The sequence below is a fragment of the Candidatus Blochmanniella pennsylvanica str. BPEN genome (genome assembly GCF_000011745.1).
In the GTDB taxonomy this organism is placed as follows: domain Bacteria; phylum Pseudomonadota; class Gammaproteobacteria; order Enterobacterales; family Enterobacteriaceae; genus Blochmanniella; species Blochmanniella pennsylvanica.
Map to the genome: position 1 here is coordinate 594580 of NC_007292.1, position 15824 is coordinate 610403.

Here is a 15824-nt window from a genome sequence, read left to right on the forward strand (position 1 = left end):
ACAAACTCATAAAATCATTCGTTAAATAATTTAAAATGTAAAATCCTCCGATTACATTTATATTTCAATTAAAGTACCGGTGGATATATTAGATGCATAAAATAAATCAAAGGCTTTGGATATAATCCTAAAAATAATATAGAAAAAGATACTATAATCACTATTATCTTATCAGGAGTAACACTCCAACTAGATAAAAAATCAGAGTTGATATTTAAACGATTTATAGGACTAAGATATAAATTTATTATAATTCTTAAATAATAAAATATACTAATAACACTACTCATTGCTATAAAAATAGTAAACCACCATAATTTACTGTCTATTCCCAAAACAAACAAATAAAATTTCCCAATGAAACCTAATGTCATAGGTATTCCCGCTAAAGACAATATAATAATCGTAAATAATACCGATAACATTGGCTGATGCCAAAAAAGACCACGATATACAAACAAAGAATCTACGTCTGTGTCCTCATGGGCATAAAAAAAAGATACTATATTGATAATACCAAATGCACCAATACTAGTCAGAACGTAACTTATAAGATAAATACCAATAGTTTCCAAAGCCATGGGGTGGTTGACCCGTAATATTGCAATAACACCAATTAAAACATAACCTGTATGTGCAATTGAAGAATAAGCTAAAACACGCTTAATATTATCTTGTTTAATAGCCATTAAATTGCCGAATAACGCTGAGCAACATGCAATACCTAATAAAAATATACAAAATACCGTATTATACTGATTAGGAAACACCATCAATAATCGTATCAATACAGATATTACAGCTATTTTACTGCTAGTTGTCAGATACAATGATATTGAAGATGGTGCTCCTTGATATACATCAGGAGTCCATAAATGAAAAGGAACTAATGACAATTTAAAACCGAACCCAACCATCATCATACCTAGTCCTATGGTTGACATAAATATAGATTGATTCGACGCAATAATATGTAAACGTAATAATTGACTAATACTAGTAAAAGACAAAAAACCAGTTGCAGCATATATCAATGCTATACCAAATAATATAAATGATGAAGATACTCCAGATAATATAATATATTTAATACTTGCCTCTAAAGAAAATTTGTTAAAAAAAGAATAACCTATCAGCCCAAATAACGGCAACGAAATCAGTTCCATTCCTAAAAATAATATTACTAAATGATTCGTAGTTGCTAGTAAAATACCGCCAATACTAGAAATAAGTAATAATAAATAAAACTCGTCACGATTATTACTCGGATAAATTAACAACCATTTATAAGCCAATACAGAACTTGATAAACCAGAAACTAACACCAATATTATGTATAATATAGAAAAATCATCAACACATATTAATTGCAAAAAGTTTCGATCTCTTTGATCCCATACTAATCCAACCGATATAATTGCTAAACTAAATCCGAATATTGTTAATGAAGTATGTAAAAATAAATTACGACGATATGCAATAGATAACATAACAATAACGGTTGTCATTCCAATAATTAGTATAGGCAGCAATAGAATTATGTGCGTCCAAGTTATTAGCATAACAAATCAAGATCCTATATCGTTATAATGTAATCACATTGAACAGTTATATTCTTTTAAAAAAAGACAAAGATTGTGCATTGTCATATATGAAACATTCAAAATATATTGCGGAAAAAAACCAATTAAAAAAATACATAATAACAATATTATAATAATATTCTTTTCCCGTAGTGTCATATTTCTTAATAACCCGCTCTTATTAACTCTGGGAACCAATATTGGACCATAATATATGCGTTGCATTAAAATAAGAGAATAAATTGATGATAATATTATTCCAAAACAAGCTATTATTGTAATTATAGGTGCTGATTGAAAATTACCGAACAAAATCGTCACTTCTCCTATAAAATTTCCAGTACCAGGCAATCCAAGTGTTGCTGCTGCGAAACATAAAGAAAAAGCAGGAATTAAATGCATGCGACTCCATAACCCTCCCATCAAACGCATATCTCGAGTATGTATTCGCTCATATAATTGACCGCAAATTATAAACATTCCAGAAACAGATAAACTATGAGAAATCATTTGTACCACAGCACCCTGATATGATAAGTGAGTACCACTATAAATTGCGATCAATACAAATCCCATATGAGATATACTGGTATATGCAATTAAACGCTTAACATCAGTTTGTGCGAATGCCATACAAGCTCCATAAAAAATATTTACCAAACCTAAACACATAGCAATTGGGGCAAAAGATTTTGAAGCACAAGGAAATAACGGTAAAACAAATCGGAAAAATCCATAAGCCGATGTTTTTAATAAAATTCCTGCTAAATCGACTGACCCAGAAGTAGGAGCGTGACTATGAACATCAGGTAACCAAACATGAAAAGGAACGATTGGCATTTTTACTGCAAAAGCAAAAAAAAACCCCAACATAATTAAATATTCCGCATTCACTGGCAACAACATATTCAATAAATCTTGATAGTTAAACGACCACACACCATGCATATCATGATGTATAGAAACAAGAGCAATAATAGAAATTAACATAAATAATCCGCTAAATTGAGTATAAACAAAAAATTTAATAGCAGTATTAATGCGACCGCTTCTATTAACCTCTTTGTGTCCCCATAAAGATATCAAAAAATACATCGGAATAAGCATTATTTCCCAGAAAAAAAAGAACAAAAACATATCAATTGATAAAAAAACACCAATAACTCCACCCAAAATCCACAATAAATTAAGATAAAAAAGACCGTGATAACGCTGAATCTCACACCAAGAACATAACACTGCCATGCATCCTAAAAATCCAGTTAATGTCACCATCAACAAAGAAAATCCATCCAATGCTAAATGAACGCTAATTCCAAATCTTGGGATCCAAGGATATATATATTCTAATTGCCATTTAGGAAACACATGTTCTGTTGGATGCGAATTTAATAAATCATGGCACTCGTACTGCCATAAAAAAAAAGTAGTAATGAATGTTATGCTCATTCCAGATAAAGCAATCCAACGCGGTACCCAACATCCAATACGTTCTGACTGCCAACATAACAGTCCAAAAATAAAAGGAATAAATATTAAGATAATTAATAACATATTATTTTTTGTTTTTCTCGCTAAAACACATACATTAAATATTTATATTTCCTTATATTGTATACCAATAATATTACACTGATTTACAGACGATCATAAATTAATATCATGATTAATATCATAATTGCCCCTATATTCATCGATACTATATACCAATTAAGCTTACCATTTTCACTACATATCAAACCATTCTTAAGCCAACATAATAACGATACGATAACATTCACGATTACATCAACTGGATCAGAATAAGATAATTTTTTTGTTATAAATAAATATGGCTTTATAAATATCAATTTGTAAAGCCAATCAAATCCCCATCCATAATAACATAACAATACTATGTATCGTTCTATTACTTCTGTTACACGAGGTCTAATAATCTCTCCTGTAATCCTGCTCGAAGAGTCCATCCAAAAAATTGACGCCAACCAAATACCGAACGTTACTAAAAGTCCCGATATTATTTCAAGATATATTTGCCCATAATTATACACCTCACTAACGTTAGTAATTATAGTATCTGTTAACAAAGGTAATTTGATCCACCCACCAATAAACGTCGATAACAATAACAATAAGATTAAAGGTAAATTTTGAGTGATTTTATTACATACACGTGGCTCTATTTTTTTCTCACCATGAAACACAACAAAAATCATTCGGAACGTATAAATAGGTGTTAAAAACATTCCTATTACTCCAGATAACAAGAAAAAATAATCATGATTAGCTAATGTTTTTAACATGATCATTTCTTTTGAATAAAATCCAGCAGTAATTATAGGTACTCCAGATAAAGATGCCCCACCTATTAAAAAACAAATGTAAATTAAAGGTATAAATTTATATAACCCTCCCATCTTAAAAATATTTTGTTCATATCTACAAGAGTAGATTAATGAACCTGCAGATAAAAACAACAACGCTTTAAAAAAAGCATGTGTTACTAAATGAAACATAGCTGCATCCCAATGTCGGCCTCCGAGTGCTAAAAACATATATCCTATTTGACTTATAGTAGAATATGCTAAAATTTTTTTAATATTGCTTTGAAATAACGCTGAACAACTAAATAAAATCACAGTTAATGAACCAATAATACCGGTCAAGTATAAAATACTTGGAGTCATTAAAAAAAAATTATTCATACGAATTATTAAATACACCCCAGAAGTAACCATAGTAGCTGCGTGAATCAATGCAGACACTGGGGTTGGACCAACCATAGCACTGGTTAACCAATTTTGTAAGGGTAACTGAGCTGATTTACCTATTGCTCCAATAAGTAACATAAAAGATATCCATGTGATATCATTAAAAATATGACATGATGAACATTTTAGTTCCAACGTTAGTAATTTACTAAAACTCAAGGTATGATATTGATCATAAATCATGAATAACGCACACACCAAACATATGTCCCCAGAACGAGTAATAATAAATGCTTTTAAAGCTGCTATTCCATTCTTAGCATCAGAATAGTAAAATCCAATTAATAAATAACTACACAGTCCTACGCCTTCCCATCCAAAATACATCAATAACAAATTATCTGAAAGCACTAAAAGCACCATATTTGCCATAAATAAATTAGTGTAAGCAAAAAAACGAGAATATCCTTCGCATCCACTCATATACCAAGTGGCATATAAATGAATGATAAACCCAACACCAATAATTACTGATAACATGATTAAGGATAACCCATCTAATCTAAGTGCTACAGTAATACATAAGGCATTAATAGTAAACCAGGTCCAAAGTTCCTGCACAAACACAAAATTAACATCATTACTAAAATTACAATAAAAATTAAATATGATGTATATAGTAACCAACGCTGATGCACTTATCGTGCCTACTCCTATTATAGAAGAAGTATTTTCTGACCATTTTCCTTGAGAAATAGCTAACGTAATGAATCCTAATAACGGGAAAAGTATAGTTAAAAAAAGTAAATTCATCCACGCATCTCACTAATATTATCAATATGCAATGTATGATAACGACGATATAATTGAAGTAATAATGCTAAAGAAACTGCAGATTCAGAAGCAGATAAAGTAATTACTAAAATATACATAATCTGACCATCTGATTGCCCTAAAAAAGATCCTACTATCACAAATGCTGAAGCAGCAGCGTTAATCATAATTTCTAGACCTAACAATATAAACAATAAATCACGTCTTACTATTATAGCTATTAAACCTAATATAAATAAAATTATAGATAAACTAAAAGCATGCGATAAAGGAATCATATTTTATATTTTTTTAATTGAGTAGAATCAATACAATCATCAGATAATGTATTATTTTGAGACAAATGAAACACAGAAATCAACGCACCTAATAATAAAAATGATGCTAGCTCTACCGTTAATATATATGGCCCAAATAATGCAACACCAACTTGTTTTGAGTCTATTATTGAGTTATTTACATTTATAAAATCATCTTTTAACACAAAGGATATGTACAATAAAACTGCAAACAAAATACCTACCAACAACGCAGAACCACAACATAATATGGGGTTTAAAAATCTACTTTCCTTTTGTATACCAAATATAATATTTTTCGTATTAAGCATCATTATCGCAAATACGAATAAAATCATGATAGCTCCTGCATAAACAATAATTTCCAAAGCAGCAGCAAAAGATGCTCCTAAAGAAAAAAAATTGCATGATATAGATAAAAATGAAACTATTAAGTATAATAAAGCACGCATTGGATTATAATGCAGTATTACACATATCGTAGACAATATTGCTGTGATTCCAGAAATATAAAATAGCGCCGTCATACCACACTCCTCTCATTAACCATCACTTCAAAATTAGGGCAATATGTTTTTAACATTTATAGGCTTTGATTCTTTTATCGCGTCCCCCTTTTTTTTATCTAATATTTCCTTACCAGAAAATTGATAAAAATCATACTCTAAATATTTTCCAGGACCCGATATTAATAAATCAGACTTTTCATACACTAAATCATGTCTTTTAAAATCACTCATTTCAAAATCTGGAGTTAATTGAATAGCTGCTGTTGGGCATGCCTCTTCACACATACCACAAAAAATACATCTAGAAAAATTGATTCTAAAAAATTTTGGATACCACCGACCATCTGTAGATTCTCCTTTTTTCAAAGAAATACACCCTACTGGACAAGCTACAGCGCATAAATTACAAGCTACACAACGTTCTCGACCTGAAGAGTCTCGAGTCAATACGATACGACCACGATATCTAGGTGATGGAATATACGGAACTTCAGGATACATCCGAGTTTCACGTTTACTAAATGCTTGCATTCCTATCATCCAAATACTACGTAATATAGAACCAATATCTATAAAAACCTTTTTTAACTTCATCATAATATATTTAACCTATATTAATAATTATAATAAAATAACAACAGCAGTACTTAATAAATTAAACAACGTCATTGGTAAACAAATTTTCCAACCTATCAACATAACTTGATCATAACGTGGACGTGGTAAGGCCGCACGTATCAATATAAACACTATCAACAATAAAAAAGTTTTAGTAATAAACAAAATCATAGGAGGAAACCAAGGTCCTTGCCACCCCCCAAAAAATAGTGTTACAATGAATGAAGCAATGACAATCATATTGATATATCCAGAAATAAAAAATAAACTAAATTTAATACCGGAATATTCAATATGATAACCATCTGCCAACTCTTGTTCTGATTCTGGTTGATCAAATGGATGTCTATGACACAAAGCCATGCCAGCTAAAAAAAAAGTAATAAATCCTACAAACTGAGGAATTACATTCCACAGATATAACTGATCTTCAACTATAATTTTTAAATTAAACGATCCAGATTTAGCAACTACACCCATTATAGATAAACCTAAAAACACCTCATAACTAAGAGTTTGCGCTGCAGCACGCACAGCTCCAATTAAAGCATATTTATTGTTACTTGCCCAACCCGCAAGCAACACTGAATAAACCGTCAATCCTGACATCATAAGAAAGAATAATATACCAATATTACAATCCCATATTATCCATGTAGGCGTAAAAGGAATAATCAATATACTCATTAATGATGAAATAAAAGCTATCACTGGGGCCAAAACAAATACAATACGATCAGAAAATGGAGGGATCCAATCCTCCTTGAACATAACTTTAATTAAATCAGCGCATAATTGTAATGAACCATGCCAACCTACTCTATTAGGACCATAACGATTTTGAAACAACGCCAATAATCTGCGTTCTAAAAAACTCATGTATGCACCACAAGCGACTACCACTAACAAAATAATTACCGCATGAAAAATTTCGGAAACACAATGTTTCGTAACAATTTCTGACGAACCAAACATCACAATAATACTCCTTGAACATCTTGTGCATACATACCAGATAAAAATAAAGGAATATCTGGAAAACCTAAAGGTAATCCAATATGGCCTGTAGGTAAATTACTACTAAATTTGATCGGTAAGCATAAAATTTGCTCAGCACATGTAAATTTAAGCAACATATTTTTTTGTATTTTTAGTTGCAACGCATCTAATTGATTGATCATTGCATAAGGATTTGGCATACAATCTTGAATACACTTGGATCGCTGAGAGGTTTCTTCACTGCCAAATAAATGCCAATAAGGTACTATCAACCACCGATCAATATTTTTCATAATTTTAAAAGATTGAGGAATCATATTAAACCAATTCAATGTCGCACCATTGTCAGAATGTAATACACGTATTCCCGGATTACCAGAATGCAAATTCCCACCTACTTTATCTTGAAATTTATTCCATGCTTGCGGAGAATTCCATCCCGGAGCCCATGCAAACGCCACTTGTTTATGAAAAGATTGAACATTATGATTACCTTCCATAGAAAAAGAAAACATCGTATCATCATCTTGTGATATACAGGGTTCGTGTACATCAACATTAGCATATATCGCTGTACGTCCACTATAACGATGCGGTGCACGAGCTAATTTTTGTCCATATATACGAAAAGATGCGTCCGGAGATGTCTGTTTAATTCCAATTAATTTTGGAAAATAATAAACAATAGCATCTATAATCTGATCAATATGCAAATTTTTTTTTCTAATATAATTTATATAGCAATCATGTATCAAATATAACCATCTCCAACTTTCTAAAATAACTGTATTTTTTTCATAACTTTGTGGCTTATATAAGCGAAAAAACCTTTGTGCACGCCCTTCGTAATTAATCACAGTACCATCGCTTTCAACAAAACTAGAAACTGGTAAAACTAAATTTGCCTTCTTTTGAATCAGAGTATATTGATGATCTAATACAATTAAATAATTAACCTTGTTTAAAGCAACATCAACTTGATTTGCCTGTGCATGACGATATAAATCACTTTCTAAGACAATTAAACCAACGGATGAAGTATTAGTACTACAAATATCTATAAGAGCAGCATCGAGACTTTTTTTACCTAACATTACCAAACCTATGCTATTTACTTCTCCTACGATAAAAGTAATTCCAACCTCACTCCCTCGATTTTTTAAAGCACGAGCAATATTTGCCGCTGCAGCAATTAACTCTTTACTACCTGCACTACTTCCTGAAATAATTAATGGCTTGTGCGCTTCCATTAATTTTTGTACAACTATATCTAATTTCTCATTCAGTTTAGAATCAAAATCTTTAACCTCGGGAGCAGTATGATCTAACACGTGAGCAATAGCAAAACCAAACCGTGCTTGATTCTGTACTGAATCATAATATGTTAATATAGCAACATCGTCTAATTTAGTCTTGTCAACCCCAGTTATCAATATATTATTTTTAATACCTTGAGCGTTATTTATAATAGCCGCTGATTGCCAATCAAAAATTCCTTGAGCCTCTGCGTCTTTACGAGCTTTCCCTTTAACTGCCTGACGTATCGACAGTGCTACTCGTGCTCCAGTTTGAGTTAAATCCTCTCCTAATATTAATACTGTATCATAACTTTCCACTTCATGTAACGACGGAACTTGAATACCACTATTACACAGTATTTCAATTATTAATAATAATCGCTCTTGTTCAAGATTATTAATCCCATTATAAAAATTATCTGGTCCTACCAATTTTAATAAAGAAAAATTGCTTTCCATACTGGCGCGAGAAGATCCAATACCAATTATCCTGTTACAATTATATTTTAATCCATTAGTAGCCTCTTGTATTGCTTGTCTTTCATTCAACACAACCCAATTATCACCTTGCTTATTTGATGGAACTTTAGGTCTATTATCAATATTAACGTAGTCACATCCAAATCGACCACGATCACACAAAAAATAACCATTAATATTGCCATTATAGCGATTTTCAACACGACACAACTTTCCGTAACGCTCACCTACAATAATATTACATCCAACGCTACATTGTTGACAGATACTCGGCGCAAAAATCATATCCCATTTACGGGTATAATTTTGTGTCTGTGTCTTATCAGTAAACACTCCAGTAGGGCATATCTCTATTAAATTTCCAGAAAACTCACTTCGTAACATACCATCCTGTACTCGTCCAAAATAAATGTTATCATGTACCCCGAATACCCCTAAATCATCACCGCCGGCGTAATCATTATAATAACGTATGCAACGATAACAAGTAATACACCTATTCATTTCATGCCCAATAAACGGTCCCAAATATTGATTATAATGTGTACGCTTATTAAACCTATAACGACGATATGTTTGTCCAACCATTGCTGTCATATCTTGAAGATGACAATTACCTCCTTCCTCGCATATTGGACAATCATGAGGATGATTAATCATTAACAACTCCAATATATTTTTTCTAAATTCTTCTACCTCATCATCAAAAATAATAATAGAACTACCATCTGATACTGGTGTCATGCAAGACATCACCAAATGACTTTTTGTATCTTTTATTGTGTTACTAAAATATTGTTGTTTTACTGCGCATTGCCTGCACGCTCCAACACTACCCAAAGCAGGATGCCAACAAAAATAAGGAATATCGAATCCAAGAGACAAACATGTTTCCAGTATATTTTTTGAATCTTCCACTGTATACTTTTTCCCTTCTATATAAATAGAAATCATCATTTTAATATACCAATTTTATATTTTTTGGTGCCTGAAAAAGTTTAAAAATCATCAATGTATATTATTTATGTTAATCATATAAATGATTATATTTATTTTTTTTGATAAAAAGTTTTTTAATTAATTTGCACACAAATAATACGATTCGGTTCCTGTTTATAAAATTCATGAATACCCAATTCAAATTCATTTTTAAAATATTTTAAAGCACTTTTCAAAGGTTCTATAGCTCCTGGGGCGTGAGCGCAAAAAGTCCTTCCAGGTCCGAGTACACAACACAATTTCTCTAATAATTCTATGTCTCCAGGTCTGCCGTCTTTATTTTCCAAAGAAATCAACAATTTTACTATCCACGGTAACCCATCTCTACAAGGAGTACACCAACCACAAGATTCTCTTGAAAAAAACTCTTCTAAATTACGCACTAAAGACACCATATTTACAGTATTATCTATCGCTATTGCCATACCAGTTCCAAATCTACTACCAGAAATAGCAATTTTATCAAAATCCATAGGTGTATCTAAATGATCTGTAGTTAAAAAATCTGTACTTACACCCCCAGGTTGCCATGCTTTTAAACTAAAACCAGGACACATGCCTCGAGAATAATCTTCTAAAATTTCTCTAGCAGTCGTACCAAAAGGTAGCTCCCAAACCCCTGGGTTTTTAACTCGACCAGAAAATCCCATTAATTTTGTACCTGAATCATTACTTTTTTTAGAAGAAATATTCCGATACCAAGTGGTCCCATGCTCAATAATTCCTGGAATATTGCATAACGTCTCAACATTATTGACACATGTAGGTTTTCCCCACAATCCTACATGACTTGGAAAAGGTGGTTTAGCACGCGGCACTGCTCGACGCCCTTCTAAAGCGTTAATCAACGCTGTTTCTTCTCCACAAATATATCTTCCAGCTCCTGTATGCAAGAATAACTCAAAATTAAACTCACTATTCAATATGTTTTTACCAATCAATCCAATTGATTTAATCTCGGCTATAGCACGAGTTAAATATTTCGCAACGATTATGTATTCATATCTCAAAAAAATATACGCTCGTGACGCTCCTAAAGCATAACTTGAAATTAATATACCTTCTAATAATAAATGAGGCAATCGTTCCATTAAAAATCGATCTTTATAAGTTCCTGGCTCCATTTCGTCTGCATTACACACTAAATAACGAGAGCAGACTGACTTACTTTGAGACATCATAGACCATTTTATTCCAGTAAAAAAACCCCCACCTCCACGACCTCTTAAACCTGAATTTCTAACTAATTCAATAATCTCTTCTGGAGACATTTGAGTAATTGCTTTATACGCAGCTCGATACCCATTTTTAGATTTATATTCATGCAACCATACTGGTTGTTTATCGTCACGCATTCTCCATGTAAGTGGATTATTTTCTGCACTAACATCATAAGTATTGCTCATAAATACTGTCCTAACAATTTTGTAATTGTTTCCGGAACTATATAAGGATAAATATCTTTGTCTATCATAATGACTGGAGCTTTGTCGCAAATACCTAAACAACAAGTAGGCAATAAGGTAAAGCGATTATCTGAAGTTGTGCTACCCACTGTAATATTCAACAGATATGTTAAAGTGTTTTTGATTTTTTCACACCCAACCAAGTAGCATACCGCGCTATCACAATACCTAATGATATGACGACCTACCGGTTGACGAAAAATTTGATTATAAAATGTTGCGACACCTTCTAGATCAGCGGCAGAAATACATAATATTTTAGCAATCAATATAATTGCTTCATCTGGTACCCACCCATGATTTTTTTGAATAATTTTTAACGCTTCAATAGAAACCGCGCGCATATCTTCATAATGTGTACATTCTTCTTGAATAGCATTACATTCTTCTTGACTTAATTGAAAAAAACCATTACTAGTTAAACTAGTGGACATATCATTAATTTTAATATTACTCATATTTCTCCATTTATTAACGATCTACATCAGACATAACAAAATCAATACTACCTAAATACACAATTAAATCAGATATTAAACTACCACGAATAACATGTGGAATCTGCTGTAGATGAGGAAAACTAGGAGTACGAATACGAGTACGATAACTCATAGTATTCCCATCACTAATTAAATAATAACTATTAATACCTTTTGTGGCTTCAATCATTTGAAAGGACTCATTAGCCGGAATAACAGGACCCCATGATACTTGCAGAAAATGAGTAATAAGAGTCTCTATATGTTGTAGGGCGTATTCTTTCATAGGAGGAGTTGCTAAAGGGTGATCTGATTTAAATGGGCCTATTGGCATGTTCTGCAAACATTGTTCCAAAATACGTACACTTTGATATATTTCTTCTACTTTTAACATTACTCGGCTGTAAGAATCGCTGATTCCATTTCCTATTGGTACATCGAAATCAAAATTTTCATATCCAGAATAAGGACGTGACTTACGTATATCAAATTCAATGCCGGTAGCACGCAATCCTGCTCCAGTTACTCCCCAATCTAATGCATCCTTGGCATTATATGCGCCAATGCCACACGCTCGTTTTTTAAATATACTGTTTTCTAATGTTGATTTAACATAAAAAGAAACGCGATGTGGAATCCAGTCAAGACATTTTCTCAATAAACACTCCCAACCTCTAGGCAAATCATGAGCAACCCCTCCAATACGAAACCATGCAGGATGCATACGAGATCCGGTAATTGATTCAATAACATCATAAATCTTCTGTCTGTCAGTGAACGCTAAAAAAACTGGAGACATAGCACCTACATCTTGTAAATAAGTACTAATATACAACAAATGGCTATTAATTCTAAATAATTCAGACAACATAATGCGGATCACTTTTACTCTATCCGGTACTGTAATTCCAGCAAGTTTTTCAACAGCTAAAATATAGGGCATTTCATTGACACAGCCCCCTAAATATTCAATGCGATCAGTATAAGGAATGTAACTATGCCAAGTTTGTCGTTCTCCCATTTTTTCAGCACCTCGATGATGATAACCAATATCTGGAACACAATCTATAATTTCTTCTCCATTTAATTGTAAAATAATACGAAATACTCCATGCACTGAAGGATGATTAGGTCCTAAATTAAGAAACATAAAATTTTCATGTTTACTATGTTTATGCATGCCCCATTCTTCGGGTTTAAATAATAATCCTTCCATTGCCAAATCTTCCTTTTGTTTCGTAAGAATAAAAGGATTAAATTCTGTAGCACGAGCTGGATATTCTTTGCGTAACGGATATCCATTCCAGTTTTTTGGCATAATTATACGCGTTAAATTAGGATGCTTATTAAAATGAATTCCAAACATTTCCCACGTTTCCCGTTCATACCAATTCGCATTTGCAAACACAGACACTACTGTGTCTATGTATAGAGATTGCTCTAGCAAAGGAACTTTTATTATTATATCATCATTACGTAATATGGAAATTAAATGATAAAACACTGTAAAATCTGATTCTGGCAATCCTTCGCGATGTATGCGCAACCTTTCATCTATGCCATGCAAATCATATAACATAATATACGGTTTTGATGTTGTTTTTAAAAATGTCAACACCGGGATTACCATCTCACGTTTAATCCAAATTATTAAAATTCCAGTATGAGTAGGTTGTAGCACAAAATCTACAGAACTGAATACGGAGAATAAATCATCTAATATCGGGTAAATATTTTTAACTAAAGAAACACCTGTAGAATCATTACACATAATATCTACCAACTAATGACAATTATCACAAAAATTCTTAAAATCTTGATTATGCCTCACCGTTTTGTTTTGAATATATATTAAGTTCATCATCTGGAGAAGATAAAACAGTTTCTGCTATGCGAGTATTACGTTTACGTTGACGCTCTGACTCCATATTTTTTCTATATATCCCTTGATCTCCCAACACCCAAGAAAGTGGACGTCGTTCTTCATTAATAGACTTTTTTAATAATAACAACCCCTGAATATACGCTTCAGGCCTAGGTGGGCATCCAGGGATATAGAGGTCCACAGGAAGAAATTTATCTACTCCTTGCACCACAGAATAAATATCATACATACCTCCAGAATTCGCGCAAGCCCCCATAGAGATCACCCACTTAGGCTCTAACATTTGATCATATAATCGTTGTATTACTGGCACCATTTTAAGAAACGGAGTGCCCGCTATAACCATAAAATCCGCTTGACGAGGAGAGGCGCGTAATACTTCTGAACCAAACCGTGCGACATCATGTATTGCAGTGAACGCGGTAGTCATTTCAACATAACAACAGGATAATCCAAAATTATAAGGCCATAAAGAATTGCCTCGCCCCCAATTAACAATTTTATGTAAAAAAGCACTTAATTTTCCAAAAAAAACATTCCGCTGAATATTCTTTTCTAACGGATCTGTCACAATCTTCTTTTCTTGAAGAGGATATTGCTCATCTTCACTATTATCTGTTCGAGCTGTCGTTAAAGTATATTTCATATCTGCTACCTTTTATTACTTTTTTTTAAATATCTCGAAGTATCAATATCAAAAAAATCTACACAATGGACATGTCGCGATGATTGTTCTATCCAATCAAACATACCAATTCGTATCAAATATATTAAACTTACTAATAAAATAAAAATAAAAATAAAGATCTCACTAAACCCTATCCAACCTACATCTCGTACAGATATAGCCCAAGCATACACATATATTCCTTCTACATCAAAAATTACAAAAAACATCGCAATTAAGTAAAATTTAACAGAGAATTGTATTCTAGCATTCCCTATAGATTTAATTCCCGATTCAAATGGCACATTTTTAGAACGTGAACTTGAACATCCTCCCAGAAAATATCCACAAGACAACATAAAAACACATAAAAATAAGATACCAACTATAAATGCTATTAAACCCCAATGATAAATATCACACAAATTATATACCTGCTTTTTTTATTATTAAACACTACATTTACATCAAATTATAATTTTAACTACTATAAAACATAAACATTCAAATTTTTACTATCACGTTTCATTAAAAATGCACTCATGCCGACGTACTTAATAATTTATTTCATGAATCTATAAAACTATTTACCATAGCCATTTTAATTTAGTACAAGTTAAAATTAAAAAATGATAAAAAACCCCACACATACTGCATTATACAACACAGTTGACAATATGATTCTGTATACTATATAGTAATCAGTGTGTTCTTGCACAGAATATATATTATATATAACATATATAATATATATTACAGCGATCATGAGTATAAAATCTAAATTAAATTAACTAAAATTCAGAATACTATTGATAATATTCTCTCAAAAATGCAATTTCCAAATAAATAATCACAAAATATAGAAAAAATTTATCTAAATTTATTTAATTAATTTGCGTTAAATTTTTTAACACATACAATTTTATACAACTAAAACATCTAACAACCTAAGATCCTTAGTTTTTAATTTTCTATTTTCTACTTATATTAATATTAA

General features: G+C 31.8%; 13 protein-coding genes. All 13 read right to left on the reverse strand.

Annotated features, from left to right (window positions below; all coding sequences use genetic code 11):
• Positions 1 to 68: 68 nt before the first annotated feature.
• Positions 69 to 1562: an NADH-quinone oxidoreductase subunit NuoN gene (nuoN, locus tag BPEN_RS02455; RefSeq protein ID WP_011283022.1), complete on the reverse strand. Its 1494-nt coding sequence runs from the start codon at positions 1560 to 1562 to the stop codon at positions 69 to 71.
• 33 nt (positions 1563 to 1595) lie between these two features.
• Entirely contained in the window at positions 1596 to 3137 is a 1542-nt protein-coding gene (gene nuoM, locus BPEN_RS02460) for an NADH-quinone oxidoreductase subunit M (protein WP_011283023.1), read from the reverse strand.
• An 83-nt stretch (positions 3138 to 3220) separates the two neighbouring features.
• Positions 3221 to 5107, reverse strand: coding sequence for an NADH-quinone oxidoreductase subunit L (gene nuoL, locus BPEN_RS02465; RefSeq protein WP_011283024.1), 1887 nt, complete (start codon positions 5105 to 5107; stop codon positions 3221 to 3223).
• Positions 5104 to 5406, reverse strand: a complete 303-nt coding sequence (nuoK, locus tag BPEN_RS02470; protein WP_011283025.1) for an NADH-quinone oxidoreductase subunit NuoK — start codon at positions 5404 to 5406, stop codon at positions 5104 to 5106. Before nuoK ends, nuoL begins: the two co-directional genes overlap by 4 nt.
• Positions 5403 to 5954, reverse strand: coding sequence for an NADH-quinone oxidoreductase subunit J (nuoJ, locus tag BPEN_RS02475; protein ID WP_011283026.1), 552 nt, complete (start codon positions 5952 to 5954; stop codon positions 5403 to 5405). The genes nuoK and nuoJ overlap by 4 nt, the downstream gene beginning before the upstream one ends.
• Positions 5955 to 5987: 33 nt before the next feature.
• Complete coding sequence (gene nuoI / locus BPEN_RS02480) at positions 5988 to 6530, reverse strand: NADH-quinone oxidoreductase subunit NuoI (RefSeq protein ID WP_015344732.1); 543 nt, start codon at positions 6528 to 6530, stop codon at positions 5988 to 5990.
• A gap of 27 nt (positions 6531 to 6557) precedes the next feature.
• Positions 6558 to 7529 (reverse strand): NADH-quinone oxidoreductase subunit NuoH, encoded by a 972-nt coding sequence (gene nuoH, locus BPEN_RS02485; RefSeq protein ID WP_011283028.1) that lies wholly within the window; start codon positions 7527 to 7529, stop codon positions 6558 to 6560.
• Complete coding sequence (gene nuoG / locus BPEN_RS02490) at positions 7529 to 10288, reverse strand: NADH-quinone oxidoreductase subunit NuoG (protein ID WP_011283029.1); 2760 nt, start codon at positions 10286 to 10288, stop codon at positions 7529 to 7531. Before nuoG ends, nuoH begins: the two co-directional genes overlap by 1 nt.
• Before the next feature lie 116 nt (positions 10289 to 10404).
• Positions 10405 to 11736 carry an NADH-quinone oxidoreductase subunit NuoF gene (gene nuoF / locus BPEN_RS02495; protein ID WP_011283030.1) on the reverse strand — a complete coding sequence of 444 codons (1332 nt, stop codon included), beginning with the start codon at positions 11734 to 11736 and terminating at the stop codon, positions 10405 to 10407.
• Positions 11733 to 12254, reverse strand: coding sequence for an NADH-quinone oxidoreductase subunit NuoE (gene nuoE / locus BPEN_RS02500; protein WP_011283031.1), 522 nt, complete (start codon positions 12252 to 12254; stop codon positions 11733 to 11735). The genes nuoF and nuoE overlap by 4 nt, the downstream gene beginning before the upstream one ends.
• Before the next feature lie 13 nt (positions 12255 to 12267).
• Entirely contained in the window at positions 12268 to 14058 is a 1791-nt protein-coding gene (nuoC, locus tag BPEN_RS02505; RefSeq protein ID WP_011283032.1) for an NADH-quinone oxidoreductase subunit C/D, read from the reverse strand.
• Between the two features lie 37 nt (positions 14059 to 14095).
• Positions 14096 to 14806, reverse strand: a complete 711-nt coding sequence (locus BPEN_RS02510; RefSeq protein ID WP_011283033.1) for a NuoB/complex I 20 kDa subunit family protein — start codon at positions 14804 to 14806, stop codon at positions 14096 to 14098.
• A gap of 5 nt (positions 14807 to 14811) precedes the next feature.
• Positions 14812 to 15186, reverse strand: a complete 375-nt coding sequence (ndhC, locus tag BPEN_RS02515; protein ID WP_320408525.1) for an NADH-quinone oxidoreductase subunit A — start codon at positions 15184 to 15186, stop codon at positions 14812 to 14814.
• Positions 15187 to 15824 lie beyond the last annotated feature (638 nt).

Excerpts from the sequence above, each read along its gene's own strand:
- nuoE (WP_011283031.1), bottom strand. The coding sequence starts at position 12,254 with ATGAGTAATATTAAAATTAATGATATGTCCACTAGTTTAACTAGTAAT.
- ndhC (WP_320408525.1), bottom strand. The coding sequence starts at position 15,186 with ATGTTGTCTTGTGGATATTTTCTGGGAGGATGTTCAAGTTCACGTTCT.
- nuoG (WP_011283029.1), bottom strand. The coding sequence starts at position 10,288 with ATGATGATTTCTATTTATATAGAAGGGAAAAAGTATACAGTGGAAGAT.
- nuoF (WP_011283030.1), bottom strand. The coding sequence starts at position 11,736 with ATGAGCAATACTTATGATGTTAGTGCAGAAAATAATCCACTTACATGG.
- nuoI (WP_015344732.1), bottom strand. The coding sequence starts at position 6,530 with ATGAAGTTAAAAAAGGTTTTTATAGATATTGGTTCTATATTACGTAGT.
- nuoH (WP_011283028.1), bottom strand. The coding sequence starts at position 7,529 with ATGTTTGGTTCGTCAGAAATTGTTACGAAACATTGTGTTTCCGAAATT.
- nuoL (WP_011283024.1), bottom strand. The coding sequence starts at position 5,107 with ATGAATTTACTTTTTTTAACTATACTTTTCCCGTTATTAGGATTCATT.
- nuoM (WP_011283023.1), bottom strand. The coding sequence starts at position 3,137 with ATGTTATTAATTATCTTAATATTTATTCCTTTTATTTTTGGACTGTTA.
- BPEN_RS02510 (WP_011283033.1), bottom strand. The coding sequence starts at position 14,806 with ATGAAATATACTTTAACGACAGCTCGAACAGATAATAGTGAAGATGAG.
- nuoN (WP_011283022.1), bottom strand. The coding sequence starts at position 1,562 with ATGCTAATAACTTGGACGCACATAATTCTATTGCTGCCTATACTAATT.
- nuoJ (WP_011283026.1), bottom strand. The coding sequence starts at position 5,954 with ATGACGGCGCTATTTTATATTTCTGGAATCACAGCAATATTGTCTACG.
- nuoK (WP_011283025.1), bottom strand. The coding sequence starts at position 5,406 with ATGATTCCTTTATCGCATGCTTTTAGTTTATCTATAATTTTATTTATA.